Source organism: Streptomyces sp. TRM70350, assembly GCF_019219825.1.
Classification (GTDB): domain Bacteria; phylum Actinomycetota; class Actinomycetes; order Streptomycetales; family Streptomycetaceae; genus Streptomyces.
Map to the genome: position 1 here is coordinate 71,438 of NZ_JAHUXH010000005.1, position 26,901 is coordinate 98,338.

General features: G+C 67.8%; 23 protein-coding genes, 1 tRNA gene and 1 pseudogene. 7 read left to right on the forward strand and 18 right to left on the reverse strand.

Translation table 11 applies throughout. The features are described from left to right. Positions 1-272 precede the first annotated feature (272 nt). On the forward strand, positions 273-1,232 hold the full coding sequence (locus KWI83_RS10025; protein WP_218513964.1) for a D-2-hydroxyacid dehydrogenase family protein: 960 nt from the start codon (positions 273-275) through the stop codon (positions 1,230-1,232). A gap of 161 nt (positions 1,233-1,393) precedes the next feature. Here the strand turns inward: KWI83_RS10025 and KWI83_RS10030 are convergent, their stop codons facing one another. Continuing rightward, positions 1,394-1,978: a hypothetical protein gene (locus KWI83_RS10030; protein ID WP_256362040.1), complete on the reverse strand. Its 585-nt coding sequence runs from the start codon at positions 1,976-1,978 to the stop codon at positions 1,394-1,396. A 412-nt stretch (positions 1,979-2,390) separates the two neighbouring features. After that, entirely contained in the window at positions 2,391-2,930 is a 540-nt protein-coding gene (locus KWI83_RS10035; RefSeq protein ID WP_218513965.1) for a hypothetical protein, read from the reverse strand. 135 nt (positions 2,931-3,065) lie between these two features. On the opposite strand from KWI83_RS10035, the pseudogene KWI83_RS10040 reads away from it, so the two are divergent. Next, positions 3,066-3,601, forward strand: a pseudogene (locus KWI83_RS10040) (site-specific integrase); the annotation flags it as partial. 365 nt (positions 3,602-3,966) lie between these two features. On the opposite strand, the gene KWI83_RS10045 reads toward KWI83_RS10040, so the two are convergent. The 8 genes from KWI83_RS10045 to KWI83_RS10080 all read right to left on the reverse strand — a co-directional run bounded on the left by KWI83_RS10045 (position 3,967) and on the right by KWI83_RS10080 (position 12,671). Further along, a complete protein-coding gene (locus KWI83_RS10045; protein ID WP_218513966.1) occupies positions 3,967-5,181 on the reverse strand; it encodes a DNA adenine methylase in 1,215 nt (404 codons plus the stop codon). Further along, complete coding sequence (locus KWI83_RS10050) at positions 5,178-6,578, reverse strand: hypothetical protein (RefSeq protein WP_218513967.1); 1,401 nt, start codon at positions 6,576-6,578, stop codon at positions 5,178-5,180. Before KWI83_RS10050 ends, KWI83_RS10045 begins: the two co-directional genes overlap by 4 nt. Further along, complete coding sequence (locus KWI83_RS10055; protein ID WP_218513968.1) at positions 6,578-8,644, reverse strand: helicase HerA domain-containing protein; 2,067 nt, start codon at positions 8,642-8,644, stop codon at positions 6,578-6,580. The genes KWI83_RS10050 and KWI83_RS10055 overlap by 1 nt, the downstream gene beginning before the upstream one ends. 375 nt (positions 8,645-9,019) lie before the next feature. After that, positions 9,020-9,886 carry a GNAT family N-acetyltransferase gene (locus KWI83_RS10060; RefSeq protein WP_218513969.1) on the reverse strand — a complete coding sequence of 289 codons (867 nt, stop codon included), beginning with the start codon at positions 9,884-9,886 and terminating at the stop codon, positions 9,020-9,022. Between the two features lie 239 nt (positions 9,887-10,125). Next, positions 10,126-11,247 (reverse strand): radical SAM protein, encoded by a 1,122-nt coding sequence (locus tag KWI83_RS10065; protein WP_218513970.1) that lies wholly within the window; start codon positions 11,245-11,247, stop codon positions 10,126-10,128. 10 nt (positions 11,248-11,257) lie between these two features. Next, positions 11,258-11,836, reverse strand: a complete 579-nt coding sequence (locus KWI83_RS10070; protein ID WP_218513971.1) for a hypothetical protein — start codon at positions 11,834-11,836, stop codon at positions 11,258-11,260. Then, the gene (locus tag KWI83_RS10075; protein ID WP_218513972.1) at positions 11,833-12,234 is read right to left on the reverse strand and encodes an ATP-binding protein; all 402 of its coding nucleotides are present in this window, start codon (positions 12,232-12,234) and stop codon (positions 11,833-11,835) included. The genes KWI83_RS10070 and KWI83_RS10075 overlap by 4 nt, the downstream gene beginning before the upstream one ends. 11 nt (positions 12,235-12,245) lie before the next feature. After that, the gene (locus KWI83_RS10080; protein ID WP_218513973.1) at positions 12,246-12,671 is read right to left on the reverse strand and encodes a hypothetical protein; all 426 of its coding nucleotides are present in this window, start codon (positions 12,669-12,671) and stop codon (positions 12,246-12,248) included. Positions 12,672-12,824: 153 nt separating this feature from the next. Here KWI83_RS10080 and KWI83_RS10085 point away from each other — a divergent pair, with 153 nt between their 5' ends. The 3 genes from KWI83_RS10085 to KWI83_RS10095 are packed head-to-tail and all read left to right on the forward strand — an operon-like array spanning position 12,825 to position 15,373. Further along, a complete protein-coding gene (locus tag KWI83_RS10085) occupies positions 12,825-13,925 on the forward strand; it encodes a DNA-binding transcriptional regulator (RefSeq protein WP_218513974.1) in 1,101 nt (366 codons plus the stop codon). A 13-nt stretch (positions 13,926-13,938) separates the two neighbouring features. Continuing rightward, positions 13,939-14,607: a YdcF family protein gene (locus KWI83_RS10090; protein ID WP_218513975.1), complete on the forward strand. Its 669-nt coding sequence runs from the start codon at positions 13,939-13,941 to the stop codon at positions 14,605-14,607. After that, positions 14,549-15,373: a WbqC family protein gene (locus tag KWI83_RS10095; RefSeq protein ID WP_218513976.1), complete on the forward strand. Its 825-nt coding sequence runs from the start codon at positions 14,549-14,551 to the stop codon at positions 15,371-15,373. Before KWI83_RS10090 ends, KWI83_RS10095 begins: the two co-directional genes overlap by 59 nt. A 44-nt stretch (positions 15,374-15,417) precedes the next feature. Here KWI83_RS10095 and KWI83_RS10100 read toward each other — a convergent pair whose 3' ends face one another. The 5 genes from KWI83_RS10100 to KWI83_RS10120 all read right to left on the reverse strand — a co-directional run bounded on the left by KWI83_RS10100 (position 15,418) and on the right by KWI83_RS10120 (position 21,028). After that, positions 15,418-17,157 carry a relaxase/mobilization nuclease domain-containing protein gene (locus tag KWI83_RS10100; protein ID WP_218513977.1) on the reverse strand — a complete coding sequence of 580 codons (1,740 nt, stop codon included), beginning with the start codon at positions 17,155-17,157 and terminating at the stop codon, positions 15,418-15,420. A 5-nt stretch (positions 17,158-17,162) separates the two neighbouring features. Continuing rightward, entirely contained in the window at positions 17,163-17,699 is a 537-nt protein-coding gene (locus KWI83_RS39915) for a MobC family plasmid mobilization relaxosome protein (protein WP_218513978.1), read from the reverse strand. Positions 17,700-18,034: 335 nt separating this feature from the next. After that, entirely contained in the window at positions 18,035-18,838 is an 804-nt protein-coding gene (locus tag KWI83_RS10110) for a DUF2637 domain-containing protein (RefSeq protein ID WP_256362041.1), read from the reverse strand. Between the two features lie 449 nt (positions 18,839-19,287). Then, the gene (locus KWI83_RS10115) at positions 19,288-20,571 is read right to left on the reverse strand and encodes a DUF3631 domain-containing protein (RefSeq protein WP_218513980.1); all 1,284 of its coding nucleotides are present in this window, start codon (positions 20,569-20,571) and stop codon (positions 19,288-19,290) included. A gap of 226 nt (positions 20,572-20,797) precedes the next feature. Next, a complete protein-coding gene (locus tag KWI83_RS10120; protein WP_189203491.1) occupies positions 20,798-21,028 on the reverse strand; it encodes a hypothetical protein in 231 nt (76 codons plus the stop codon). A 95-nt stretch (positions 21,029-21,123) separates the two neighbouring features. On the opposite strand from KWI83_RS10120, the gene KWI83_RS10125 reads away from it, so the two are divergent. Together KWI83_RS10125 and KWI83_RS10130 are read left to right on the forward strand one after the other, a co-directional pair. Further along, on the forward strand, positions 21,124-21,804 hold the full coding sequence (locus tag KWI83_RS10125; protein WP_218513981.1) for a helix-turn-helix domain-containing protein: 681 nt from the start codon (positions 21,124-21,126) through the stop codon (positions 21,802-21,804). Beyond that, positions 21,801-23,402, forward strand: a complete 1,602-nt coding sequence (locus KWI83_RS10130) for a site-specific integrase (RefSeq protein ID WP_218513982.1) — start codon at positions 21,801-21,803, stop codon at positions 23,400-23,402. Before KWI83_RS10125 ends, KWI83_RS10130 begins: the two co-directional genes overlap by 4 nt. 128 nt (positions 23,403-23,530) lie before the next feature. Here the strand turns inward: KWI83_RS10130 and KWI83_RS10135 are convergent. The 3 genes from KWI83_RS10135 to KWI83_RS10145 all read right to left on the reverse strand — a co-directional run bounded on the left by KWI83_RS10135 (position 23,531) and on the right by KWI83_RS10145 (position 26,815). Then, positions 23,531-23,604: transfer RNA gene (locus KWI83_RS10135), tRNA-Thr, on the reverse strand. 107 nt (positions 23,605-23,711) lie between these two features. Further along, the gene (locus tag KWI83_RS10140) at positions 23,712-25,319 is read right to left on the reverse strand and encodes an alpha/beta hydrolase (protein ID WP_218513983.1); all 1,608 of its coding nucleotides are present in this window, start codon (positions 25,317-25,319) and stop codon (positions 23,712-23,714) included. Positions 25,320-25,609: 290 nt separating this feature from the next. Next, entirely contained in the window at positions 25,610-26,815 is a 1,206-nt protein-coding gene (locus KWI83_RS10145; protein ID WP_218513984.1) for a DNA polymerase III subunit delta', read from the reverse strand. Positions 26,816-26,901: the final 86 nt, after the last annotated feature.

A 26,901-nucleotide genomic window follows, 5' to 3' on the forward strand; every position in this document is an offset into this window, starting at 1 on the left:
GCGGCTTCACGCCAACCCCGGGACAACACCACGGAAAACCGCTGGCCACATGTTAGCGATCCGTTGGTGCGGCCTGATGTGATCACATCATCGGATCTGGCCCGACGGTGCGCGCGTACGACGCGCAGCTCGGGGGAGTGTCGCCGCCGTGGCCGGATCCGGGACGCCAGTGGGCCCCGGTCGGCAGAGGTGAACGACGGGGGCCCGCGTCCGCACCGCGAGGCGCGACCGCCACCCTTGGGGGAGACACCGACCCCCCGGGAGGACGAGACATGCGATACCGCTGCGCCGTACTGGACGACTACCAAGGCGTCGCGACCACGATCGCCGACTGGACCCCGCTCGGCGACCGGGTGGAGGTCGTCACCTTCCCCGACCACTTCCCCACCGAGGACGAACTGGCCGCGGCCCTCGCCGACTTCGACTTCGCGGTCACCCTGCGCGAACGCGTCCCCTTCCCCGCCTCGCTCCTCGACCGCCTCCCCCGCCTCAAGCTCCTCGTCGCGTCCGGCATGCGCAACTCGGTGATCGACTACGCCGCCGCCCAGGCGAACGACGTCACCGTCTGCGGCACCGAGAGCTCCCCCACTCCCCCGGTCGAACTCACCTGGGCCCTGATCCTGGGCCTGGCCCGCGGCATCGTCCAGGAGAACACCGCCCTGCGCACCGGCGGCCCCTGGCAGTCCACCGTCGGCGCGGACCTGCACGGCCGCCGCCTGGGCCTGCTCGGCCTCGGCAAGATCGGCAGCCGCGTGGCCCGGATCGGCCTGGCCTTCGGTATGGAGGTCACGGCCTGGAGCCAGAACCTCACCAAGGAGCGCACGGACGACCTCGGAGTCCACCTCTCCCCCACGAAGGAAGATCTCCTCACCGCGAGCGACTTCGTCTCGGTCCACCTGGCCCTGAGCGACCGCACCCGCTCCCTCCTGGGCCCGGCCGAACTGTCCCTCCTCAAGCCCACGGCCTACCTGATCAACACCTCTCGCGCGGCGATCATCAACCAGGAGGCCCTGCTCGCGGCCCTCCACGAAGGCCGCATCGCCGGCGCGGCGGTGGACGTCTTCGACACAGAACCCCTCCCCACCGACCACCCCCTACGCACGGCCCCCCGCCTCCTGGCCACCCCGCACCTCGGCTACGTCTCGCGCGCGAATTACGAGCGCTACTACGGCCAGGCGATCGAGAACATCCAGGCGTACCTGAACGGCACCCCAATCCGCCTCCTCGGCTGACCCAGGCACACAAAACCCCAGTGCCTTTCCTGGGGAGCGGCAGCCGGCCACTGCGAAAAAGGGCGTCCATGACGACCTGCAATCCTCACCGACCTGCCGCAAGCAGTCGCAGCCGACGATCTCGTCAGCCGGATGGCCGAGAAGTGCTTCGAAGACGGCGTTCAGTTCTCGGTTTTGACCTTCGAAGACAGGAAGAACAGCCCTGCCGTCGCCGCGATGAAACCTCCCGCCAGTTCTTCGTAGCCCTGGAAATAGGAGACGGGTACGGCGATGGCGCAGGCTGTTCCGACCAGGTCTATGACGCCTCCGATCAGTCGCCGGGACCTGCTCGGTGGCGGAGGGTGGGGGTTCGGCGGGTTTCCCCAGTAGGGAAAAGGGCCCGGCCTGGGTTTCCAGCCCTCGTCCTGGAGCCGCAGAAACTCCGGGTGGTGGCGGGCGTAGCCCAGGCGGTGGGGTGCCAGGCGCCGCCACGGCAGCCAACCATGCCTGATGGCGATCCAGGTGAGTGCCGGCAGGCAGGCCACTGCCGCCCAGATTGTTGCGACCGTCCGCCCTCCGGCCGAAGTCGGCAGAATGCCGAGGAGTCGGTCCAGCTGGCCGCTGGCAGCGTAGGCGATCAACGCGGCCAGGGAGAGCATCGCCGCGGCCTGCTCGATCTGATGTCCGGTGTGGCAGCGGGCACAGCGTGGCACATGCACGGTTTCTTGGCGCCACGTGGTGCGCAGGACAACGATCCATGGGGTCATGGTGGTGTCGGTGTCCTGGTGCAGCCCAAGGACGCGGTCGTGCCACGACGCTGATGTGGCATTCCCGCAGAACCAGCACTCCCGTACCACGACTTTCCTCCCCCCTACGACCGGTCCCGCTGGTTCCTCCAGCGGGCTGTGCGTGCCGGACGTCCCCTTCCCTGCCCCCGTCGTTGCGGCCATGGGCCGTTGTGTGGTTCTGGGCGGCATCCTGGAGATGCTTTTGTACGGGGCGCGAGTCATGTGCCGAGGGCCAGGTTGTGTAGCCGAGCGATGCCGAGCATGGCCTGGTACACACCGTTGCCCGGCGTCGTTCGCGCGTGGGTACCAGGGACCCGCCTGCTTTCCTCAGGCGGGGCCGGGTCTTGTTCCGGTTGGTCAGTGGCTGGCCAGCCACTGGTGGATGCCCTTCTCATCCCTGGTCCGGCTCTTGTTCGGGGTGAGCTGGTGAGACGTTGGGCGAGCCGGGAAGTCCGGGGCCCCCGGAGAGATGGCGTCCCTCGTCGCCCTCACTGCCCCGTGTAGCCCAGGGCATGCGGGACCGCAGGTGAGACAGCCTGGGCGCGGCCCACAGTCCGGAGGAGCCGAGCAGGATGAGGCAGACGCCGAAGAAACGCCTCGGTGTCTCCACTTCGGAGCACGCCTCTTCCCCGTCGCCGGGCCGCCAGTCCTCGTTTTCACCAGCCGTGAACGCGGTCCCGCAGTCAAGTCTGACCATTGACACGAGGCCGTCCTGCCCGCCGCTGTCGTCATCTTCAAAGAGGCCACCCGGCAGGACCATGGCCTGGTCGCTCGTGTCCCAGGAGTACAGGACGCTCATGTCGTACGGGTGGCCTTCGTCGTCCACGAAGTACGCGGCCGTGCGGGGGACCAGGAGCAGCCATCCGGCCCCCAGGAGCGCGGCAACCGACACGAGTCGCACCCAGAACTTCGGCCTGCGCAGGATGTTCATGGCCGGGACGGTAGGGGATGTCGCCCGGGACCGGTCCCGGCATGTCACTGCCTTGTTGGACGGGGGGCGTCGGGTCAGACCTCGGCCAGGCGCTGATCGTGCCGCAGCACGCTGTCCATTCAAGTGGGAGCAGGCGACTTCGTCGCGGAGGACCGGCTGTACGCGATGTGGGCACCTGATCGCCTTCCGCGGCCTGCGGCGGGGCGAGGCATGCGGTCAGCCCTGGTCGGAGACCAACCTCGATGACCACTCCCTGACCGTATCCGCCCAGCTCGTCCAGGACGGGTGGGAGGTCGAGACCTCCGAGCCCAAGACGGACAGCGGCTTCCGCGTGGTCGCACTCGGCGACGACACCGTCGACGTCCTGAAGCGACACCGCGAACAGGGGGACGCCGACCGGGAGGAGGGGATCAGCCTGGGTGGACACCGGCATGAAAGATCGTCTCCGACACGCTCGGCCACAGCGACACCCGGATCACGCGGGACATCTACCAGAGCGTCCTCTCCCCCAAGTCGGCAAGAACGCCGCCGAGGCCACCGCCAAGCTGGTCCCGCTTCAGCGGAAGACCGAGGCGGAGGAGGCCCGTAAGGCCGCCAAGAAGGCGGCGGCCAAGGCGAAAGCCGAGGCCAGGGCCAAGAACAAGGGCAAGCGGAAGAAGCCCAAGAAGTAGGACCCCGGACCGCTCCGCTCACGCAAGCCATCGCGCGGCACCCCGGCCATGTGACGCGCCAGGCCCCGAGCAACAGAAAACCCCAAGTCAGCGGCTATCCGACCTGGGGTTTCGTGGAGCCGCCTTCGGGATTCGAACCCGAGACCTACGCATTACGAGGGCCTGCATGGTCGTCCCGGCTACTACCGCGCGGTGCCGCCGAATCCCGTCTTACCAGGTCAGAGACGTGCAACCCCGATCGGTGTGATGCCTAATCCAGACGGTGCCGCCCCATCCGCTCACGCATCGCTCACGCAGGCTGGCCACTCGTGACCGCTTCGAGCCCGCCAAAGCCGCGCGTGACAACCGTCAACCCAGCGGCGCAATCAAGGCAGCTCGCGCAGCTGGTGATCTACGGGGACAGTGGATGGCGGAAGGGTCGTGATGAGGAGTTCATCGGCATCGCGCTTGCCCGTCTTACCACTAGCGCTGTAGCGCGTCTTCACCAACCGTTTAGTCAAGGGCCACGAGCGTACGCCGAGCATCTCTCGGTCCACGCGGCTAGGCGCCATGCGAGTGTGCGCATAGAGCCAAGTGCTTTCGGTCAACATTGGGTTGTTGTCGTAGCTGAGCAGCCAGCGGAACTGCGCCTTGGTACGCAGATATCCGGCGAGCTGCATGTGGAGCATGTGGTCATCTGATCCCGCCTTGCCAGCCCTGTTGCCACCGTATCCACCTCTGGGGTCGAAAGAGGTTCGGTACAAGTGCGAGGCTTTTTCGATGTAGGGCGGGTCGAGGTAAGCAACAACGCGAGACGGGATCAACTGCGGGTAATAACTGGGCACGTCATCGAGCGTCTGTTGCCAGTCCTTATGCCAGACATCGACGATTCGGCCGGTGTCGTAAAGGTGACCGACATATCGAAGTCGTTCCTCTATGGCTTCCGGATTCCACCGGCATCCGATGCCGTACGGGCTTGCTTGCTTGCGTCCACCGATCGGGCCTGCCTTACCATGAAGGATTCCAGAAAACGTTGTGCGGTTTAGAAATAGGCACTGTGTCGCCAACTCCAGTCGGACCGTGGCAGGCTTCGCTTTCCGAGTGGGCGCCCAGGAACGCCAATAGTCCCACCGATCGACAGCGGTTACTCCACCCGGCTTGACGTATCGGGTCCACTCGTCATGCATACGGTCGATCAGCGCCTCAGTATCGGCGGCCGCGGTCTGCCAGAAGGCAGTCACCAACGGATCCACGTCAGCGAGCAGCACTCGGTCGACGAGCCCTTGGCCAACTAGTCGCAAGGACGCCGACGCTCCGCCGGCGAAAGGCTCGACCAGGAGGTTGATTTCCGGAACGGCCCTCGAACCCTTGGCGGCATCCAAGATTCGGGCGATCACCGGCGCGAGGGACGACTTTGCTCCTGGATAGCGCAGGGGTGACTGGTACCTGCTCGTCATGAGCGCGTGATCAACGATGCCGAGGGGTGAAACGAGTGGGCGGGGGTTGTCGAGAATGTGCGTCGGGATTGCAGGCGCAGCAAAATGCGCAGCGTGAGCATCACAGAGGGGGGCGGCCGGCAGCACAACCACATTCTCGATCATGGGGTAAACCGTACCGGAGCCGCTTGTCCACCAGACGAGTCGAGACCGAGACGTTTGGTGGCTACGAGGCGGAGCACATCGGTGCCCACGCCGATCGGGAACGCGGCCTTCCCGTGCGCGGCCGCCACCGGGATGATGCCGTCGACGTACATCGAGGAACCAGTGCGGTCGATCACGTCGAGGATTGCAGGCAACGTCGGGTAGGCCGCCGGGTCGGCTTGGCCGCCGTTGGCATCATACGGTGCACCCATCGGTGGTGGCACGGTCGGGACGACAACTCGCCCGTCAAGCGCGCGATACACGAACTTGCGGCCCCAGTATGTCTCCTTACCGTAGGCGCGGGCGTTGTTGGCGTTTACGACTCGCGCAATGATCTGTTCGTCGCATACCAACAGGTCACCCGGTTCGAGAATGTCATGCCGGGCCAGTTGGCGCGCGTAGTCGACCAGAACTCCGGACTTCTCAATCCCACAGACGTATGGCGCGTTGCCCGGAGTAGCCCTGCCCATCGCTTGGAAGTATTCAAGGGCTCGCCCGCGCAGCTTTGCTGGTGTGCCGAACACGGCCAGTGGGCCATCGACGATGAACAGCGTCGTGGGAAGAGCCTTCTGGCGAGACTGCTCCCACAGCAGCGTCGCCAGCCCGACCAGCACCAACAGCTCGATCACCGACATGAGCCGCCCGAGAGCGGACTGGTTCGTCCCCTCCTCGCCAACCTCCTCGTGGATACGGAGCACGTCGGTGGGGAAAAGGTGCACGCCGCACGCATCGCAGTCGGCACCAGCGGGCGGCACAGGAATGTCCTTCTTGCAGTCCTGCGTCGGACAGTTAACCGGCACCGTAGCCGCTGGCGCCCCGGGAACGCCGTGGAGAAGGAAGAGCAGGTCCAGCAGCGGCTGGTCGAGGCGATTGACGTCGATCTTCTTCTGCCGAAACAGCTCATTGATGACCTCTCGCCACGAGGTCACGATGTCGGCGTCGGCACGCGTGTACGCGCCGGAGACAGGCAGATCCAGCGTCACGATGGCGGTGTTGACCGCACGCTCAATCTTGTACGGGTCGACAAATCGCTCGGCCCGCTGCGATTCCAAAACTCCGAGGTCCACGTACGCTGCGGCGGCCTGTGCAAACCCGTACAGGACCGATGGCAGGCCGTCACGAACCTGCTCAACGACGTGTGACCCATCGATCGCCAGCGCAGCAGTGAGTCGGTCTGGCGCAGGCGGGGCAGCGAAGTCGCTCCGCGGACGGATTCGCTTGCGGATCGAATCCAGGTCCTGGATCGCCTCAGCCGGGACATGGAAGGTGCGTTGGTCCGCGATCGCCCGGATGGCGGCCGCCGAATGCCCCAGCCGCGATGCGATCTCGTGAGCCCCGCCGACGGTCTCGTACGGCATCAGAGTGCCGTACCGTTCAGCGTCAACGGCGGGTCACCAGCCGCTGCTCGTGCTTCGTTGACGAGCGCGATGTCGTACCGATCGATCTGGACAGGAACAATGTACGGCGAGGACAGTGTCTTGAGCCGCACGTACCCACGATCCTCGGAGGCGATGATCGCATCTGAGAACGCCCCGAAGTCGTAGAACTTGGCCAGTTCCCGCACCTCTGTCGTGTTGTTCAAATGGGCGACAACCCAGTTGGCAGTATTCGCCTTGACCTGATGCGCCACCCCCGAGACCTCTTGCGTTGCGTAGGTCATTCCGAGATTGAGCTTGCTCGCCTCTTTGGCGAGCTTAACCCATACATCGAGCTCGTCCTTATAGCGGTCGGACGAAAATAGATTGTGCGCCTCCTCAAGCATTACCTGAATATGCGGAGGCTCCTTCCCGGACGTAAAGACCTCTGTCTGCCTAAAAAGCAGACGCCGGGTAATGGACTCGCTAAGCACCTTGGTGATCGCCTCGGCACCAACGTGAAGATCGACGATGACTATTCGACCCTCGACGAGCTCGTTGTAGATCTCCAGAGCAGGATCTTGCTGTGTCAACGGGCTATGGAAGGGGCGCAACGGGTTCAGGTTCTTCCAACCTCGGACGTTGCGCTTGTCGCTCTTCGTGGTGAAGATCGGCTCAACGCTCTTCCAACGCACGTCTTTTGTGAAGTCGATCGCGTCGGTATCGCCGGCCTCACGCAATTGGACAATCTTGTCCACAACTGCCTCAATCTCATCGGCAGTTACGGTCACCAGGTTGGCAGATTTGCCAGCTTGCGTGAACGGCTTTCGACCGAGGCCCACCACTGGCTTCTGCCCTTGGATACCTTGCTCGACCTTCAGCTGCAACGCCGCACTGATGTTGGTACGCGCGGCGAAATTCGAAGGTACAGGGAAGCCTGCACGGATCAAGGCGCCATAGAGAACCATCCGGGCACGACCTGGATGGGGGTTGAACTTATTGGCGGGATCATCGGCATACGATGCGCCGGCGAAATCCTTTACATATCCAGAGTCCTCGCCACTCAATTGGTGGGCAATGAGTCCCTGGACGGCATCGATCTGGTTCTCTGCAAAAAAGTTGATACTGAGCGGCTTAACGTGGGGCTGTGATCCGTCAGCACCAAACTTGAAGATGCGGACGTGGCTCGCGCCAATCGCTGCGATCTCAGTGCCATCCTGAGTGTTCGGGTTGGCGTACTCTCCCTGCGGGTCAAAGATCAGCTGACCGATGGGATTACCCCCTGTGGCACGCTGCCGCTCGGAGACCGCGAACGTGCGCGCGATAATGATTTTCGCCGTGTTCGACTTGCCCATTCGGGTCATACCGAGCAGAGCTGTCTTATTGCCGATGAAGTCCCGAATGTTGACCTCGACGGCGGCGTCGGCTTGCTTAGAGGTCTTGGCTCGCCGCCGCGTCGCGGAGTACCGCACCGCGCCGATGCGTACGCGTTCCACCAGGCGTCCGGTCGGTTTGAGGTAGGAGGCGATCGTCGCGAGGCCGTCACCGATAGGCTTCAGGACTCGGTACGTGGACGTGGCGTAGAAGTTGTCCACGTCGGCACCGAACTCCAGCACCTTCTGCCCATCCACGTCGTCTTCGTAGAAGGTGCCGAGGATCTTGCATCGTACGCCAGTGAACGACACGCGGTTCTTGGTGAACGGGTCGAGCTCCGCATCGAGCACGGCGGATGGCGATGGGTCCTGGTTGTTAGACAGAGCCGTTCGCAGGGACTCCTCGCGCACGGCGTGCAGGTCGCGCTCAAGCGACAGCGGCGACGTGCCCTCGACACGCAGAAGCAGCACCTCGTCATCGTCGACGTGTGGCTCGTTGACGTCCTGCGCGGTCGCGAGGAGGAACGAGAACTGCGGAATGCCACCGGCGTCGAACTTCCAGCGATCGTGAGTCAGCACGACGGCCTGGCCGTAGTCGATCTGGTGAATCGCACCTATCCGGGTCGACCGACCATCGGCAAGCAGCTCAGACCGCAGCAAAGACCCGGCGCCAACGCCGGGAATGAATTCCGTCACTGTCCACCCGCTCCGAACGCACCCACCAGAAACCCCCGCTCATCTGACCGAGATCAATAATCCCGTAGCGCGCTGAGTGTCACAAGACGCACGCAGCGCTGCTGACTGATGGATCAGCCTAGTGCCAAGTGAGGTCGCCAGGTGCCGAGTTGGTCCGAACCCTGGCAGACAGCAAGACCGCCTTCGGGGTATTGCTCGCGTAGGCCGACCAGCAGCGGCGGGTCGGAGAGCAGACTCGTAGCTTCACTTGGCTGCCCATGCTCCGTGGCCTAACTCGTGCAGCCTGGGCAGAGCACCTGCAATCACGCGAGCAGGCTAGCGCGTCCCACTGACACCTGGCGGCCTGATCGTTAGCAGGAACGTGCCAAGCTTGCGTCAGACCCTCCTGTCGTAGAGAAAACCCAGCGTGGCGAGCCCTTCGCTGCGACAGAGGTGATCCGAGGCTCCCCGGACTTCGGTCTGGAGGAGCTGGTACACCGCGCCGTAAGTCTGGCCCCAGTGCATGGCCGCCCGCCACAGGTGCCGGCCGAGTCCGTGCCCGCGAGCCTCTGGGTGCACGGCGAAGTATTGCGGCATGAGCTGGTCTGCACCCGTGGGGTCGGGACAGATCTCCATGGGGCCGATGGCACCGACAACACGGTCCTCCACCACGGCCACGAGGACCGGGCCGCATCCCTTGGTCTTCATCTGACGGTCGAGGAAGGCGAAGCCGTCGGCCGCCATCGTCTGGGCGAAGGCGGTAAAGGTGCCGCGGATGGGGAGGGGCCAGTCTTCGAGCCGACGGACGGGGCCGGCGGAGGGGGGACAGTACCGCGCCGTAAAGTCCTTGAGCTGGATGCGGACGCCATGTGTATGGGTCGTCTCCGGGCCCAGTGGCCGGATAACACGAGCAGAGGCTGCTCCGTGAAGGGCCGCGAGCTTCGCTGCGAGTTCGGCGGCCTGGTACAGGACGTCGCTCCGGTGACCGTAGGCGAAGACCTTCACCGCTCGTCGGCCGCGCGTCAGCAGAGTCGGGATGAGTGTGTGGTCAGGGTGGTGGACCACGTCGCCAGGAAGGACGACCTCCTGCTTCTCGTTGCCCCAGCGGCGGTCCTTGTCGTACGGCAGGAAGCGCCGGTCGGCGGCCACGAGGAGGGTGGCTTCGAAGAGGTCCGCCGTCAGGGCGTGCGGGTGGACGGGGCCGAGGGTGGGCACGACCGGTGCGGTGAGCACGGGGCGGAGCCAGTCCCAGCGGAAGAACATGCGGGCACCTTAGCGCTGTACGTGAGAGTGCTCCGGCCCGTCGGTGGGACGGGCCGGAGCACATCGGTCGGGCCGGAATTAGTGGGGGTTATCGTCGCCGGCGTCGCAGGAGCACTCGGCGCTCTCGACGACGTCGTCCAAGTCCGCGACGAGCGTCACGGCGGCCGAGGCCACTGGGGGCGCTGCGCGGCGCGCACTGGGTGGCGAGCCTGTCAGGATCTGCACCGGTACGGGTCCGGTCATGAGGTCACCTTCTCCTTGTCTCCGTGCTGGCAGTAGCTGTGCAGCGGCGCCTTCGCCTCCTGGTAATGCTTGGCCAGGGGACGGCAGACCCGGCAGGTACCGGACAGGGCGCAGCCCTCGCACCCTCCGGTGCGAAGCATCAGGCGGTCGGCGATCGTGCCGAGCCGTCGCAGTCCTTCGATGCCTTCGGCCATGAGGTCGATCTGGTCGTCGCGGCCGACCTTGCAGATCGAGACCCTGGCGTGCGGGTCGGCGTGGAAGAACGTGTGGCCGGCGTTGCATCCAGCGAACGGCTTGCGCTGGCGCAGGTGGTCTGCGGACTGGGCGAGGAGGGGTTCGCCACCGCCGTAGATCGTCGGGGTCATGTTGGTGTACGCGTGGTGTTCCACGCCCCACTCCTTGGCGAGCGCGGCCATCGCGTCTGCCTCGCTCGCGTTGTCCTCGGTGACGACGATGTTGATGCGCAGTGGCAGCCCTGCGGCGCGGGCGGCGTCCATGCCCCGCCGGAACGCCTTCCAGGCTCCGCGCCGCTGAGTGAGCGCGTCGAAGGACTCCTCGCTCGCGCCGTACATGCTGACGACGAGGCGGTACGGCGGGCACTCCCTGAAGAGCTGGAGCAGGTCGGGGCGGAACAGCAGGGAGCCGTTGGTGGAGATCGTGAGCATCATTCCGGCCAGCCAGGCGTACCGGTAGGCGTTCTGGAAGTGCGGGTCCATGGTCGGTTCACCGCCAGTGATCTGGAGCCAGATGACGCCGGCCTTGCGCATGATGTCCAGGAGCTTGACCTTGTTCTCCCAGGTGAGGCCGGAGAAGGGCCGTTCGCCCAGATAGCAGTGCTTGCAGGCGAAATTACATCCGAGGTTGATCTCCCAGGAGGCCCGACAGTATCCGTACGCAGACGGCTCGCGGATCAGGACCGTGTCCGTCGTCGGGGCGCTGGCGACATCGAGGCCCCAGGCTTCGGCTGCCAGGTCGACCGTCCAGCCAGGCAGGGTCTGCGCGCCGTCGGCGGCTCGCAGTTGCTCGTAGTGGGTGGCCGGGATGCGGGCTCCGGATCGCGCTCCGGGACGCAGCAGAAGGTGGCCGTCAAGGAAAGGGGCAGCGATGAGCTGGTGCATGGCGTGCCTTTCACGGTTCGAGTCGGCAGTGCAGGGAACAGTCCGGGCATGCGCGGCCCGAGATCGGGTCCGTGCCGCTGCCGCCGCAGATCGAGCAGACATCAGCGCGCGGGCCTGGCGGCGGGAACTGGACGCGCCCGAACAGCAGTCGGTCGGCTGCGAGGGCGGAGTCCAGGTAGGCATCGAGGCGAAGAGCGTCTGCAGACTGTGGCAGCGGATCAAGACCGAGGAGGAGAATCGCCTCGCCGGTGCGGGTGACCAGTTCGGTCCAGGAACGGCGAGTGGGTAGCTGCAGTCGCCGGGAAGCCTCGGGAATATGCAGCAGCACGCGGTCGCCGACGAGCTGTAGGCGGCGCTCCGGATCCGGGATGACTTCACGGGCTCCGGTCAGGCCACCGAGACACACGGACAGTCGCCGCATTCGGTCCTCGGCCGGCACGGCGGTGCCGCCGTCAGTCAGGGCCGGGGTGTGCGTGATCAGGATGTGCGCGATCTCGCGGCCGTCCGGTCCGGCGCCCTGCCAGGTCCAAGCGGCGAGCGACACCAGTAGGCGCAGATCAGGGCCGGGCGGGGTGAGAGCGACACTCATGTTGTCGTCCCTCTCGGGGCTTTGAAGCACGACCAGACGATCTTCCCGAACGGGGTGCGGTCCTCCACGCCCCAGCCGTCGGCAAGTGCGGTCACCAGGAGCAGCCCGCGGCCGGCGGTGTCCGTGTCGCCGGGACGACGGGGGTGGGGGTGCTGGCGGCGGCTGTCGTGTACTTCCAGGCGTACGACCTCGTCATCGGCGTCGAGTCTGACGAGAAAGCCGCGGCCGGGATCAGTCCCGTGGAGCACGGCGTTGGTGGCGAGTTCGGAGACGCAGAGTCGGACGTCGTCGCCTCGGTCCAGCACACCCCAGATGGTCAGGGCCTCGGTGGTGAAGGCCCGCGCCTCGCTGACCGATTCGGGCCGGGACTCGAAGAACTTCTGGATCGTCTTGGTCATCGCGATAGTCCTCACGACTCGGCGTCCACGACACGGGTGGTGCCGGAGCGTGTGCGGTGGACGGGGGCGCGTCGAGAGACGGTTGAGGGTTTGGGGCGCGGGCACCGGACCAGCAGCAGCCGGGCACCGGCCGATTCGATCTGTCGCCCGCGTTCGGCCGCTATGGTCTTCGGGCCCAGGTGGGACATGGCGGGGGCGACGACGCCGTAGACGTCCGGCAGCGCGAGCACGTCAAGGAGACCGGTGAATGCCGCCGAGGAGGACCCGGCAGCGACACGGTCGGTGAAGAGGCCGGACAGTTGCAGCTCGTGGCTGCGGCAGTACTCGGCCAGCGAGGCGACCAGCGCGTCCTGCCGTGCTCGGGGCACGCGTACCAGCCGCAGGAAACCGTAGACGACCGGGCCGCTGACCAGGCGATGTTCCGTGAGGGGTTCCATGCTCAGGACCGTCCAATGGCTCGACACGTGGTGACGCTTCGAGCATGTCGGCGGACCAACTCGCTGCAAATCACCGCCTGTTCTACTTCCGTTCCACTTCCGTCCCGCCGCGTCGTCGCGTCTGCTTCGATGGCTGGTGGAAGGGAGTGACGCGTGGCAACCGTGCACCACTGGACCGGGCTTGAGGCCAAGGCATTGCGGCTCGCCCTGCGGCTGAGCGTGCGGGCCTACGCCGAGCGTCTGGGCCTGGCGGTCGCGACCGTGTCCAAGTGGGAGAGCAAGCTCGCCGCCACCGAGCCGAGACCCGATACCCAGGCCATCCTCGACACCGCCCTCGGACGAGCGGACGCCGCAGTCCACCTGCGCTTCGAGACGCTCCTGTCAGAAATGGCCGGCAGCGTCGCGACCATCGGCAGACGTGTCGCCTCGTCCGGCCCCAGAGCGTGGGAGTACGAGTCATGGGCCGATGACCTCGACCGGGTCGTGGTCTCCCTGTCCCGGCAGAACTTCGCCTTCGCCGACAGCCTTCTCACTCGGTGGCTGGGCCGGTTCAAGGCCCATGAACTGGACGAGAAGGGCCTGTACCTCTTTGCCCGCTCCACGGCCTTACTTGGTGACCTCAAACGCGACCAAGGCGTTGTCCTGGGCCCGCTCTCGGCCCAGCATTCCTACGCCGGTGCCCGGACGGTCTTCACCCAGCTCGACATCCCTCGCCGCGTCGCCCAGCTCGATCTGTCGCTCGCAGTCGTCACCGAGATGTCCGGCAAGCTGGAAGTCGCCGCCCGCAACTACGAGAGCCTCGCCGTCGACGACCGGCTCTCTCGCCGCGACCGGGCTCGCGCAAGGCTGTGGGTGGGGACGGCGCTGAGCAAGGACGGCGAGCACGACTACGCGACCCGCGTCATGCAGGCAGCGACCCGCGAGTTCGAGGACCTCACCGAACCGGACGACTGGTCGGTGGCCCACCAGAAGCTCGCTCTGGCCCGCCGCGGCGCCGGCGATCTCTCTCAAGCCCTGCACTTCATCGACATCGCCCGAAGCAGCGGAACGACCGACTCACCAATGCAACGCGTACGTCTGGACACCGCTCACGGCCACATCCTGCTCTCCGATACAGCGACCCAGGATGATGGAATCCTCGTCCTCGACCAGGCCGCCAAGGTGGCCGCGCAGTATGGACTCGTGCACCAACTGCGCAGCATCGAGGGCGTCAAGGCCATGAGCGAGGGGCTGACCGGCCCCCGGCAACGGTGACCAGGGAGAACGCGTGCGCAACGACCATCAGGGCATCACCGAGAACCAGTGGCACCAGGCCAAGCTGATCTGGGACTACCACCAGATGCAGCACGAGCTGCGCCCCGTCGACGTGGCAATCGGACTGGGCAGCCACGACCTCGGCGTCGCAACCCGCTCCGCCGAGCTGTACCGCGCCGGGCTGTTCCAGACCCTGGTGTTCACCGGCGGCAACAGCCCCACCACCGCCAAGGTCTTCCCTCGCGGGGAGGCAGTCCACTTCCGTGAGCACGCCATCGACCTCGGTGTCCCCGCCGACGCCATTCTGCTGGAGCCCCACGCGGCAAACACCGGACAGAACATCACGCTCTCCCGTGAGGTCCTCGCCGCCTCCGGCATCCATCCGACGACGGTGCTGCTGGTCTCCAAGCCGTACATGGAACGGCGATCGTTCGCGACCGCCCGCAAGCTGTGGCCCGACATCGAGTTTCTCTGCGCGTCGGAGCCGCTGGAGTTCGACGACTATCTGAAGAGCATCGGGGACGAGAAGCTCGTTCTGGACATGCTCGCCGGCGACCTCCAGCGGGTCATCGAGTATCCGAAGCTCGGATTCGCCATCGAGCAGGAAGTCCCCGAGGACGTACATGCAGCGTACGAATCTCTCATTCGCTCCGGCTTCACCAGCCGCCTCATCTCCTCGTGAGCAGCCTGCTCCCGGCGGGCTGTGCGCGATCCACCAGCCCAATCTGTTCCCGAGGCTGACGACGCTGGCCAAGCTGTTCGCGGCGGACTACTGGATCGTCCTGGACGATGTGCAGTTCACCCGCCGCGACTACCAGCACCGAGCGCGCCTCGCCGCCATCGACGAACCAGACCGCCAGCAGTGGCTCTCCATCCCCACCCACCTCCCGAGCGGGCGATCCACCCTCATCCGAGACGCGCTGATTGACGACGTCGAACTCGCCTGCCGAAGAACCGCTGGAATGCTGCGGCAGACCTTCGGAACCAGCCCACACTGGCCCTCCCTCGCCCAGGCCCTGGACCCGGTGTTGGATTCCTTCGCCACAGGGCGGACCGCGGCGATCGCGGAGACCTCCACCCGCGTGCTGCTCGACCTGCTCGGCTGGCGTGGCCGGATCCTCAGTAGCAGCCTCCTGTCCGCCAGACCGGGCCGCTCCCTCCGACTCGCCGACCTGGCCGCCGCGACGGGTGCTCGCGCGTACCTGTGCGGGACCGGCGGCATGTCCTATCTCGACCCCGTCCCGTTCGCTGCCAGGAACATCACCGTGGCTGCCTTCTGGCCCCCGACTACCGGCATCTGGTCGACCGCACGCCGGCTCAGTGCCCTGTGGGCACTGGCGTCGCTCGGCCCAGACACTCTGGCTTCTCGTCTCCGTGCCGTTGCCGACGACCATGCCGCACTCGGGGCCGCCGCGCCTGAACTGCGATCATCGGCAACGTCTGTCTGAAGTGACAGCAGTCCGGAGCGACGAATGGCTGCCCCCTGCAATCGCTACCGCCGAGGGCGGCTCCCTCGCTCCGGAGCGGTAACTGGCTCCGGTGGACGCTGCTGGACCGAGGCTGTAGTGCTGGCCGCTGATATCGACCGCGTCGAGCGGATGCGTGCGGCTTCGGCTTGGCTGATACGTACGGGGTTGCGGCCGGTGTGCTGGATGCGCGTGATCAAAACCCGCGCCGGGCGGCGGGCCGTGTCGAGTTCGCGTTGCTCGGCGGCCTCCTTGAGGAGCTGGTGCGGTTTGTGGCCACCGGCCTCCGCATCCGCGAGGACTGCGGCAAGAGCAGGCCAGTTCTCGTCGGCGAGGATGCGTTCGGCATGGTCGGGGACGGCGGCGCGAACGTCGCGGGCCAGAGTGCGGCGAGCCTGTTCGCGCGGCAGACGGCGATCCAGATCGGCGAGCACGGGGGCGAGGGCCTGGTCGGCGGCGGTCTGGAGGTGGCCAAGGGCCCGGCGGGCGGCGTCGGACTGGTGGGCGTGATTCTTCGCCTCGTGCCAGCGCTGCGCGAGGACCGCCGCCCAGACCATGGCGGCGAGCAGGGCCGCGAGCGCGCTGCCGTCCGATCCGGTGGCGGTGTGGATGATGTCGCGGGCTGCGAGGCGTACGGTGTCGGCGGCTCGGCCTTCGGCACGGATCTGGGAGCGTTGGGCGCGGGCGAACACCCGTGATGCTGATTGGAGTTCGATGCGCAGGTTCGCGGGGGCGTGCTGTGCGGTGGCCTCGATCAGTTCACCGAGCGCGGCGATGTGGGCCTGGGCTCGCTCATCCCTGCCGGATTCGTCACCGGTGGCGCCGGCGAGCTCGGCGTGAAGGGTGTCGAGGGCGTCGGTGGCCTGGTGCCAGGGGGTGGTGTGCCGGGTGCGCCGCGCGGTGGGGTGCTCCTCGAATGTTGCTGCCTCCAGGCGGGCCCGCAGTTTGGGGAGGCTGAGGTCGGGAGCGATCTTTCCGCCAGCTCGATAGATCTGCTCCCCCTTGTCGTTCTCGTCGCCGGGGCGGCCGACTGCGTAGCCGAGGAGGTCTCCGGAAGGGCCGCGGCGGGGCTTGACCTCGACGCCGTCAGCGTCGAGGTACGTGAGCAGTTCCTCGGTGTCGGTGACGTGCGGGATGGCGGCTCGGATACGGTCTTCCAGCCACTGCTGGCTGGTCTGCTCCCAGCCGAGGCGGTCGGCCTTGTGCATCTCGGCCTGGGTGGGGCGGCGGCTGCCGGTTCCATCGCCCTTCTTCAACTGGCGTAGCCCGTAGTCCTTTTCGATCTCGCGGCATGCGTCGCCGACGCGGATGCCATTGTTGTGGAGTTTGGGGCGACGGCCGTCTTCGCGGACGGTGGTGGCGAGGACGTGGATGTGATCGTCCGCGTGGCGGACTGCGATCCAGCGACAGGCCAGGTCGTCGCCTTCGGGTGCGATGCCGGCCGCGTGCACGATGTGACCTGCGATCTCTCCCCACTCAGCATCCGAGAGCTGCCGATCCTCGGGTGCCGCACGGACGGCGCAGTGCCATACATGGTCGGTGACCGGCTTGCCGAATTCGCTGTTGCGCAGCTGTACCGGCTCATCGAGGTGGCGGGCGAGTTCGGTGAGCGTCGCGTTCTCGTCACGGCCGGGGTCAGGCATACCGAGCATCGTGAAGGCGGCCACGATGTGCGGGTCGAAGTGCTCGTCGTGCCGGCCGGGACCGTAAAGGTAGGCGAGCAGTCCGCGGGTCCTGGATCCGGCGGGCTTGATGGCGGCGATCATTCCGGTCAGACCTCCATCGTGTCGACGGGAGCGCGCAGAGCCTCGGCGATCAGCTCCAGCAGCTCGTGGAGTTCTTCGAGGCGGTGGCGTACGTCGGGTGGGGTGAGGTCGCTGTTGAGGGCGCGGGCGATCTGGTTGACGTTGACACCGATCCGGTTGAGTTCGCGCAGTACCTGGGCCCGGAACATATGGGTGCGGCGGCGGTCTTCGGACAGCGGCAGGTTGGCGGTGAACCGGCCGGTGATGAAGGCGACGACGACATCGGCGGCGAAGCCGCCCGCGCCCTTGTAGCCATGCTCGGCGGTGGCTTCCTCAAGCTGAGCGAGCTGACCGGTGGTGAAACGCAGAGGGCCGATACGCTCCGTGCGTTTGTCTCCGGTGAATCGGCGGATGGTCGGCTGGACACTGTGCGCGGGAGGCTCGGCGGCACGGACGGGGCGCAGAATCTCGTGCTGTACGGCGTGGAGCGTGTCCCCGTCGGGGCCGCCCTCGGCTCCGACCTCCTCGCCCGGCGCCCCCTGGCGCTGGGCCGTCTCCGCCACCCCCGGGGCGGAGATCCCCGAAGACCGGCCTTGAGTCGGACTCGGGGTACTACTGGCTCCGCCAGGGGCAGCCCGTCCGAACGCGCGGCGCAAACGCCCCATCAGCGTAGGGGACTTCGTCAGCGGCAGCGGCTCGTCGGGAGTGTGGTCGGGACGGTGCGGGTCGTGCGTCACGGGCGGTTCTCCTGAAGAGGCGGGGGAGGCAGGTCGGCGGGGAAGAACTGGCTCAGTGCTGGTAGTCAGCACGCCATCCACAGATGTGGATAAGCGGGCGGCGAACGGGGCGCTGGCCGGGGTGACCGGAAGGGGTTCCGGTCACCCCGCAGGGATTCCGGTCAGCCGCTGTTCGGACTGGTCTCGGCGGCGGCTTCCATTTCGGGCCGGAAGATCTCCATCACCTCGGTCTGCCGCCGACTGCTGATCGTCAGGTCCTTGTCCTTGACTGCCTTCCGGAGAAGGGACCGGCTGAGTGTGCCGTGCTCAGCGAGGGCGACCCGGCCGATCTCCACGAGTTCTGCGAGCGTGGCCTTGGGCGGGCGGCCACGGCGCGGCTTGCTCTCCGAAACCTCGGGCGGTGGTTCCGTCGGCTGGACGGAACCGGCGGCCGGAGGCTCAGCGGGCCGGACCAGCTCGGCCAGTGACTCAGCGGGCTTGGCGGGCGCGGTGACCGGCGGTTCCGGCGCCTGGACGGGTGCGGCGTCGAAGTGGTCGGCGGGTTGGTCGACGAGCTGGTGAATCTGCCGCATCAGAACGCCGAAGGCCAGCAGCGCGGCGGTCGGGGGGACCGCGGCGACCACGTAGTCGAGCAGGGGCACGGCGCTGGCGTTGCCTGTGCCGCTGACCCCAGCCACGTTAAGCGCGATAGAGCCGACCGATCCGATGGCGGTGAGGGTGATCGCCCACCAGTCGGTCACCCGGCGCAGTCCCGCGCGGAGCATGAGGAGTTCGCCCGCGACGATGAAGGCGTCCAGGGTGGCCGGCCAGGCCCACTGGCGGATCGGGGAGTTCTTGAGGCCGTGCTGTCCGGCGACCTCTGCGAGGTGTGCGTAGGACAGCCAGAACCCGCCGGCGGTGAGGGCCACGATGACGATTCCAGCCGCGATGAGCGCGTACCGCTCGGCGGCTTGCTTGGTCGTCATCGGCCGCCCTTCGTCAGGGCGATGGTCTCGGTGGGTGGGTGTGGAGCGGGTGGTCAAGCGGGGTTCTCCTGGGGTGGTGGCGTGGTCCGTCTTTGCCGTCTTGGCCGTTGCAAGCGCAGGTCAGGGCCGGTACGGCACAGGGTTCGGTGTTCCGTCCTGGCGGCGCCGGCGCGTCTTGGGGCAGGCGCAGGCGGTGAGGCTGCGGTTTGGTGGCCGTGGACGGATCGGATCCGTCTTGCCGTCCCGGTCGCATGCGCTGTGACCTGCGGTGATACGGCGGGGACGCCCGGGACGGCACAAGACGAATGCGGGCAACGTCCCGGTGGGCATCGCGGCGGTCATGATCGTGTTGCCGTCTTGGCCCCGGCTGCCGTCTTGCCTGTATGCCGTTTGACCTGCGGAGTTACGGCAGGGACGGCAAGGACGGCAACCGGGGGCGGGGCGATGTGTCAGCCCTCGCTGCGGGCGGGCTCGGCGTCGACCGGATGGATGGTCGGGCAGTAGCGGCGCCACGCGTCGAGGAACTTGTTGCGCGTGTAGCCCTTGCGCTGGGTTCCGTCGATAAGGCGGACGTTGCCGGACTTGATGCCGAAGCCGCCCAGCATCCCGGCCAGGTCACGCGGGCTCAGCCCGCTGCGCCCCCACTCCGCCCAGGGGCTTTCCGGGTCCTGGCGCAGGTGGTGGAGGAGCTCGTCCGTGCAGAGGCTGTCGACCTCGCGCTGGGCGACGAAGACCCGGCGGATGTCGGCCAGGATCCGCGCTGAGCTGGGATGGTCCTCCTCGGCCTGCGTCTCGTCGGTGGCCATCTGCGCGCACGCCACGCGGGCGAGGCGGGGCCAGTGTCCGGAGGCGAGGTCGGCGACGATCACCAAGGGCTCCCAGGTGTCGGCGGCGCGGTCCTCCACCGGCATCGCCGGTTCCATGTCGGCGGCCTCGTCGAGCATCGGGCGGGCCCATGCGGCGATGCGGTCGCGCAGGTCGTGGAGGGCTGGGGTGTCGCGGCGGGAGCGGAAGGGCTTGACGCTCTCGCCCTCGGCCCTGCGGCGCATGCGGATGACCACGGACCGGTCCATGATCGTGTCGGGGAGGTCGCCGATGCCCGCGAGTGCAGCCATGGCGAAGGTGGCGAACCGGTGGGGCGTGTGGTCGTTGCCGACGACGCGGGTGACGTAGCGGTTGCGTTGGTGGCCGGCGTTGAGCAGGCCGCGCATCTCCTCGTTCTTCTCCGCCTGCTTCGGCGTGCCGAAGATGGTGTCGGCCTCGTCCACCAGCAGGGTGGGCGGTTCGTCGGTGATGGAGCGGAAGATGGCCGCCGGTGTGGTGTTGATGGTGAGCATCGGCTCGTGGACCGTCTCGGTCAGCACGTCCAGGAGCCGTGACTTGCCGCACCGCTTCGCCGGTCCGACCACGGCCAGGCGTGGGGCGTGCTGCCACGCGGGCTGCAGGTGCGTCGCCGCCACCCACAGCGTGACTGCGTCCAGCGCCTGCGGGGAGGGCAGGATCACGAACTGGGCTATCTGGGCACGCAGTTCGTTCAGCACCTCGGAGCCGTACGTCGGCTCCGGGTCCGGCACCGCCTCTTCGGCGGGCTGGTCCACCGGGACCGTATCCGGCGCCCGCTCGTCGGCCGCCGGGGCGGCTTCGGGCGCGTGGCCGGGCCGGCCGGGCACGGCGACCGTCGGCCATGCGGCTTTGCCGGGTGCGGAATGCGGCTCGGGTGTCGTAGGTTGCACAGGGCAGCTCCTTATCCGGTGGCGTCGGGCATGCAGGCCCGGCTCACGCAGGTCGTTCGTTGGAATGCGGGCAGTGGAGTGTGCGGAGCCTCCGGCGTTGGCGCGCCGGGGGCTTTCTCGCTTCCTTGGCCGGGCGAGGGAACACGGACAGTACGTCCGCGCCGGGCCACAGTCCAGCGTTTCTGTGTCAGCTCAGCGCAGAAGCGTCTGCTATGGGCTCGGATCGTCATGCGGCCAGGCCGAGCAGGTTCAACAGGTCGGCGGTCACGACGCGGTACGCCTTGCCCAGCCGCAGGACCTTGCACGGGTACTGGCCGCGCTTGGCCAGCTCGTAGCCCTTGCTCCGGCCCAGCCCCAGCGCCCGGTTGCCGGTGTCGAGGTCAACGGCGGCGGGCAGGGCCAGCAGCTCTTCTCGTGTCATGCCCTTGGGGTGCTCGGCGGTGTCGTTGTTGCGCATGCAGTGCTCCGTTCATGAGTGAGCCCTCGGCGAACGCGGCATCACGTCCGGCTCCAGGCGATCACTAACCATCATCGGGAAGCTAATGTGTCTCCATGACACAACGCGGTTTTGATCCTGGAGATGACGAGGACGACGTCCCGGAGTGGGTGGATCAGGTGATGGCCACGGTGGCCGCCGAGGTCCGTAGACGAAGGAAGGAGCTGCGCATGAGCGCCCAGGACCTGGCCGACCGTTGCGAGGAGATCGGCCATCCGATCCCGCGCAATGTGATCGCCAACATGGAATCCGGCCGCCGCGCCAACCTGCCCCTGGTCGACGTCCTCGTCCTCGCCGAAGCCCTACGGACCTACCCCATCTGCCTGCTCTACCCCGTCGGCTACGTCGACCGAGTCCAGCGCCTTCCCCTGCAGCACTCCGACCCCACATGGGATGCCATGCACTGGTTCACCGGCGACAGCGAGGACTTCGGCATGGAAGACGACATGCTCCGCAACTTCCGCGCCCACGTCCGCTACCAGCGCGCCGCCCTGGCCGCCCTGAAAGGCGAGAAGCACGAGCGCTGGAAAGCCGAGACGGCACCCAACCAGGCCGAACGCGAGGAAGCCGTACTCGCCCAAGCCGACTACGCCGAAAGGGTGTTGGAAGCCAAGTACCGGCTCCGCAGCGCCCGCGCCTTCATCCGCGAAGACGGCGGCACACCACCGCACCTGCCACCAGAACTCGCCGACGTCGACCCACCCGTCGGCAACACCGATGAGGAGAATGATCTTTGAAGGGTTCCACCCACCGCCGCTGCTACTGCCGCGACCCTCACAACGGTAAGCCGCTCGGCAAGAAGTGCCCGAAGCTCTCCAACCGTAAGCACGGCTCGTACTCCATACGCCAGGAGCTCCCGCCCCGCGAGGACGGCACCCGCCGCTCCTTCAGCCGCGCCGGCTACGACTCCCTGAAGGCGGCCCAGGCCGACCTCGACCACGTCCGCGCCCTGCTCGGCCTCGCCGACACCGACGACCCCGAGGGCATGGCGCTCATCGCTGCCATGCTGGAAGAGGTCGGCGACGAGAAGTCGCCACTGCCGGATGTCGAGGAGACCCGCCGACGCCTGAAGTCCGGTCAGGACCTGATCGGCCGCCTGACCGTCAGCGAGTGGTTCGACCGATGGCTCGACGGCAAGCGCATCCGCAAGTCGGGACTCAGCCGCTACGAGACCGATATCCGCTTCCACTTGAAGCCCCGGATCGGCCACCACCGCCTCGACCGCCTGCGCGTGAGCCATCTCAGCGACATGTTCACGGCCATCTCCGATGCCAACGCCGAGATCCTGGAGCAGAACGCCCAGCGCCGTGCCGCGGTGGAGGAATTGGCCACCGTGCCGTGGAAGGGCACGGACAACCGCGCCCGTCGCAAGGCGATGAAGACGGCGATTGACGCCATGCCCCCGTTCCGGCGCGTGACCGGCCCGGCCACCCGGCAGCGCATCAAGGCCACGCTACGGGCCGCGCTGAACGACGCGATCGGCCAGCAGATCCTCACCTTCAACCCGGCCGCCCACGTGGAACTCGACCCCGTGCGCAAGCCGAAGGCTCTGGTGTGGACGGACGCGCGGGTCGCCAAGTGGGAGCAGACGGGCGAGAAACCCTCGCCCGTGATGGTCTGGACACCCGAACAGACCGGCGCGTTCCTCGACTTCGTCGTGGAGGACCGGCTGTACGCGATGTGGCACCTGATCGCCTTCCGCGGCCTGCGGCGGGGCGAGGCATGCGCGCAACCCTGGTCGGAGACCAACCTCGATGACCACTCCCTGACCGTCTCCGCCCAGCTCGTCCAGGACGGGTGGGAGGTCGAGACCTCCGCGCCCAAGACGGACAGCGGCTTCCGCGTGGTCGCGCTCGACGACGACACCGTCAGCGTCCTGAAGCGGCACCGCGAACAGCAGGACGCGGACCGCGAGGAGTGGGGAACAGCCTGGGTGGACACCGGCATGGTCTTCACCCAAGAAGACGGCTCCTGGCTCCATCCCGGGAAGGTAACCGACCTCTTCGAGCGGCTCGTCGCCGCCTCCGGGCTCCCGCCAATCCGGCTGCACGACCTCCGGCACGGGGCGGCCACGCTCATGCTCGCCGCCGGCATCGACGTGAAGATCGTGTCGGACACGCTCGGGCACAGCGACACCCGGATCACGCGGGACATTTACCAGAGCGTCCTTCCACAGGTCGGCAAGAACGCCGCCGAGGCCACCGCCAAGCTCGTCCCGCTTCAACGGAAGACCGAGGCAGAGGAGGCCCGCAAGGCCGCCAAGAAGGCCAAGGACAAGGCGAAAGCCGAGGCCAGGGCCAAGAGGAAGGGCAAGCGGAAGAAGCCCAAGAAGTAGGGCACCGGACCGCTCCGCTCACGCATCGCTCACGCAAGCCATCTCGCGGCACTCCGGCCGTGTGACGCGTCATGCCCCGAGTAGCAGAAAACCCCAGGTCAGCGGCTATCTGTCCTGGGGTTTCTCGGAGCCGCCTTCGGGATTCGAACCCGAGACCTACGCATTACGAGTGCGTTGCTCTGGCCATCTGAGCTAAGGCGGCGCGCCGTCCGCACTATGGTGCGATCAGCAACGTCGGTAAGTCTACACAGTTTCCAGAGGTGCTCCGTACCAGCCCCGGAGCGCGGGGCTCCGAGGCCGGGCGAGGCGCTAGGAGCAGCGCTTTCCGTCCGTGGGCGGGGTGCCGCGGAGGAGGTACGTGTTGATCGTACGGTCGATGCACGCGCTGCCGCGGCCGTACGCCGTGTGGCCGTCGCCGTCGTAGGTGAGGAGGCGGCCGGAGGAGAGCTGGCGGGACAGGGACTGGGCCCAGCGGTACGGGGTCGCCGGGTCGCGGGTGGTGCCCACCACGACGATCGGCGCCGCGCCCTTCGCCTCGATCCGGTGCGGCTCGCCCGTGGGCGCGACCGGCCAGTACGCGCAGTTCAGCGCGGCCCAGGCGAGGGCTTCGCCGAAGACGGGGGACGCCTTCTCGAAGGCGGGCAGCGATTTGCGTACGTCGTCCGGGGTGTTGAAGGAGGGCGGGAGGTCCAGGCAGTTCACGGCGGCGTTGGCGTACATCAGGTTCGCGTAGCGGCCGTCGGCGTCCCGCTCGTAGTAGCCGTCGGACAGGACGAGCAGACCCGCGCCGTCGTTCTTCTTCATCGCCGCGGTCAGCGCCTCGCGCAGCTGCTCCCAGGCCGCCTCGTCGTACATCGCCGCGATCACGCCGGTGGTGGCGAGGGACTCGGTGAGCCTGCGGCCGCTCGCGTCGCCCGTGGGCAGCGGCTTCGCGTCCAGCTTGTCGAAGAACGCCTTGAGGTTCCGGCCCACCTGCTCCGGCCGCGCCCCACGGCCCCCGAGCGGGCAGTCCGCGTGCCGTACGCAGTCCTTCGCGAACGCCTGGAACGCCGTGTCGAACCCGGCCGTCTGCTCCAGGTTCAGCCGGCGGGCCGACAACGTCGGGTCCATCGCGCCGTCCAGGACCAGCCGTCCCACCCGCTTCGGGAAGAGCCCGGCGTACGTCGCACCGAGGAACGTCCCGTACGACGCCCCCACATAGGTCAGCTTCCGGTCCCCCAGCGCCGCCCGCAGGATGTCCATGTCCCGGGCCGCCTCGACCGTCGAGACATGCCGCAGCAGCTCGGGCGCGTCGGCCCCGCATCCCTCGGCGAAGCCCTTGTACGCGTCCACCAGCCCGTCGACCTCCCGCCGGTCGTCGGGCGTGACGTCCGTCTGCGTGTACGCGTCCATCTCCCGCCCGTCGAGACACTCGACGGGCTCGCTGCGGGCGACTCCGCGCGGATCGACCGCGACCATGTCGTACTGGGCGCGCACCTGCGCCGGGTAGCCGATCGCGGCGTACGACTGCAGGTAGCCGACCGCCGAGCCACCCGGCCCGCCCGGGTTCACCAGCAGCGAACCCAGCCGCTTGCCCGGCCCCGTGGCCTTCTTGCGGGCCACGGCGAGCCGTACGTCGCCGGCGTCGGTCCTGGCGTAGTCGAGGGGTGCCCGCAGCGTGGCGCACTCGAAGCCGGGGACACCGCAGGAGCGCCAGCTGAGCTTCTGCCGGTAGTACGGCGTCAGGGCGGAGGGGGTCTCCTGGGGCAGCGCCGCGAGCGCCGCCGTCTGGGCCGCCGGCGAGCTGGCGGAACTCGTCGAGCTTCCGGAGGAGCAGGCGGAGACGACCAGCGCCGCGAGGGCGAGGAGCGTGGCTCCGGTGCGGGATCTGGTGCTGAACATGATCCTGGGCCTGCGGTGGGTGCGCCTTGTGTGCATCCAGCGAGCGTAACGCTGGGCGATGACTCGGATGCGGTGCGTGCGGCTTGTGCCTCGGACGAGTGGGGGCTGTCCCACGGATGAGGGATACCGTCAACGGGCTGTGCCGGGGGTGACGGGCGCCATCAGGCTCCGGAGGACGGGGGTGACGGGCGCCGTCGGGCTCCGGGAGACGGGGTGAAGGGCGCCGTCAGGCTCCGGGAAACGGGGGTGACGGGCGGCGCCGTCAGGCTCCGGGAGACGGGGGTGACAGCCGCCGCCGATCATCAGCCGAGGGCCGCTGCCCCTGCTCAGCCTGCTCTGAGTGCCATCGTCATCGCCTCCACGGCCAGCAACGGCGCCACATTCCGGTCGAGCGCGTCCCGGCACGCGGCGATCGCCTCGATGCGGCGCAGGGTGGATTCGGGTGAGCTGCTGCGGGCGAGCCGCTCCAGCGCGTCCTCGGCGTCCGTGTTGGCCAGCGCGATCCGGGAGCCGAGCTGGAGGGCGAGGACGTCGCGGTAGAAGGCCGTGAGGTCGGTGAGGGCGAGGTCGAGGCTGTCGCGCTGCGTCCGCGTGCGCCGGCGCTTCTGCTTGTCCTCCAGCTCCTTGATCACACCCGCCGTACCCCGTGGCATCCGGCCCCCCTGCGCCGCACCCAGCGCCGCCTTCAGCTCCTCGGTCTCCTTGGCGTCGATCTCCGCGGCGAGCTGCTTGGCATCCTCCGCGGCCGCGTCGACCAGCTCCTGGGCGGCCTTGAGGCAGCCGCCGATGTCGTCGACGCGCAGCGGCAGCTTCAGCACGGCCGCCCGGCGTGCTCGCGCCGCCGGGTCGGTGGCCAGGCGGCGGGCGTGGTCGACGTGCCCCTGTGTGGCGCGGGCAGCGGCGGCGGCCACGTCGGGTTCGACGCCCTCGCGTCGTACGAGCATGTCGGCGACGGCCTCCACCGAGGGCGTGCGCAGGTTCAGGTGGCGGCAGCGGGAGCGGATGGTGGGCAGGACGTCTTCGATGGACGGGGCGCACAGCAGCCAGACCGTGCGCGGGGCCGGCTCCTCGACCGCCTTGAGGACGGCGTTGGCGGACTTCTCGTTCAGCCGCTCGGCGTCCTCGACCAGGATGATCTGCCAGCGGCCGTTCGCCGGCGAGGTGAACGACTTGCGGACCGTGTCCCGCATGTCGTCCACGAGGATCTGCGCGCCGATCGCGACGACCGTGGTGACGTCGGCGTGCGTGCCGACCAGGGCCGTATGGCACCCGTCGCAGAACCCGCACCCCGGTGCGCCGCCCAGCGCGCGGTCCGGGCTCACGCACTGCAGCGCCGCCGCGAACGCCCGCGCGGTCTGCGTCCGCCCCGACCCCGGCGGGCCCGTGAACAGCCACGCGTGCGTCATCTTGGACGCCTCGGGCAGCGGGGCGTCAACCGCGGCCGCGGTGACCAGCGCGTCGGCATCCCGGGCAGCGGCGGTGAGCTGCTCGCTCACCCTCTCCTGCCCGACGAGGTCGTCCCACACGCTCATGGGTCACGCCGCCCTTCCGTCACACTGCGCGGTACGCCCTCCATTGTGCGGGCCACCACTGACAACGGGCGGCTCGCTCCGGCCCC

What these genes read in the sequence shown, in the direction of transcription:
- KWI83_RS10065 (WP_218513970.1), bottom strand. Translation starts at nt 11,247, where the DNA reads ATGCACCAGCTCATCGCTGCCCCTTTCCTTGACGGCCACCTTCTGCTG.
- KWI83_RS10145 (WP_218513984.1), bottom strand. Translation starts at nt 26,815, where the DNA reads ATGAGCGTGTGGGACGACCTCGTCGGGCAGGAGAGGGTGAGCGAGCAG.
- KWI83_RS10030 (WP_256362040.1), bottom strand. Translation starts at nt 1,978, where the DNA reads ATGACCCCATGGATCGTTGTCCTGCGCACCACGTGGCGCCAAGAAACC.
- KWI83_RS10125 (WP_218513981.1), top strand. Translation starts at nt 21,124, where the DNA reads ATGACACAACGCGGTTTTGATCCTGGAGATGACGAGGACGACGTCCCG.
- KWI83_RS10100 (WP_218513977.1), bottom strand. Translation starts at nt 17,157, where the DNA reads ATGATCGCCGCCATCAAGCCCGCCGGATCCAGGACCCGCGGACTGCTC.
- KWI83_RS10025 (WP_218513964.1), top strand. Translation starts at nt 273, where the DNA reads ATGCGATACCGCTGCGCCGTACTGGACGACTACCAAGGCGTCGCGACC.
- KWI83_RS10075 (WP_218513972.1), bottom strand. Translation starts at nt 12,234, where the DNA reads ATGACCAAGACGATCCAGAAGTTCTTCGAGTCCCGGCCCGAATCGGTC.
- KWI83_RS10095 (WP_218513976.1), top strand. Translation starts at nt 14,549, where the DNA reads ATGCAGCGTACGAATCTCTCATTCGCTCCGGCTTCACCAGCCGCCTCA.
- KWI83_RS10140 (WP_218513983.1), bottom strand. Translation starts at nt 25,319, where the DNA reads ATGCACACAAGGCGCACCCACCGCAGGCCCAGGATCATGTTCAGCACC.
- KWI83_RS10110 (WP_256362041.1), bottom strand. Translation starts at nt 18,838, where the DNA reads ATGACGACCAAGCAAGCCGCCGAGCGGTACGCGCTCATCGCGGCTGGA.
- KWI83_RS10035 (WP_218513965.1), bottom strand. Translation starts at nt 2,930, where the DNA reads ATGAACATCCTGCGCAGGCCGAAGTTCTGGGTGCGACTCGTGTCGGTT.
- KWI83_RS10045 (WP_218513966.1), bottom strand. Translation starts at nt 5,181, where the DNA reads ATGATCGAGAATGTGGTTGTGCTGCCGGCCGCCCCCCTCTGTGATGCT.
- KWI83_RS10070 (WP_218513971.1), bottom strand. Translation starts at nt 11,836, where the DNA reads ATGAGTGTCGCTCTCACCCCGCCCGGCCCTGATCTGCGCCTACTGGTG.
- KWI83_RS10120 (WP_189203491.1), bottom strand. Translation starts at nt 21,028, where the DNA reads ATGCGCAACAACGACACCGCCGAGCACCCCAAGGGCATGACACGAGAA.
- KWI83_RS10080 (WP_218513973.1), bottom strand. Translation starts at nt 12,671, where the DNA reads ATGGAACCCCTCACGGAACATCGCCTGGTCAGCGGCCCGGTCGTCTAC.
- KWI83_RS10060 (WP_218513969.1), bottom strand. Translation starts at nt 9,886, where the DNA reads ATGTTCTTCCGCTGGGACTGGCTCCGCCCCGTGCTCACCGCACCGGTC.
- KWI83_RS10050 (WP_218513967.1), bottom strand. Translation starts at nt 6,578, where the DNA reads ATGCCGTACGAGACCGTCGGCGGGGCTCACGAGATCGCATCGCGGCTG.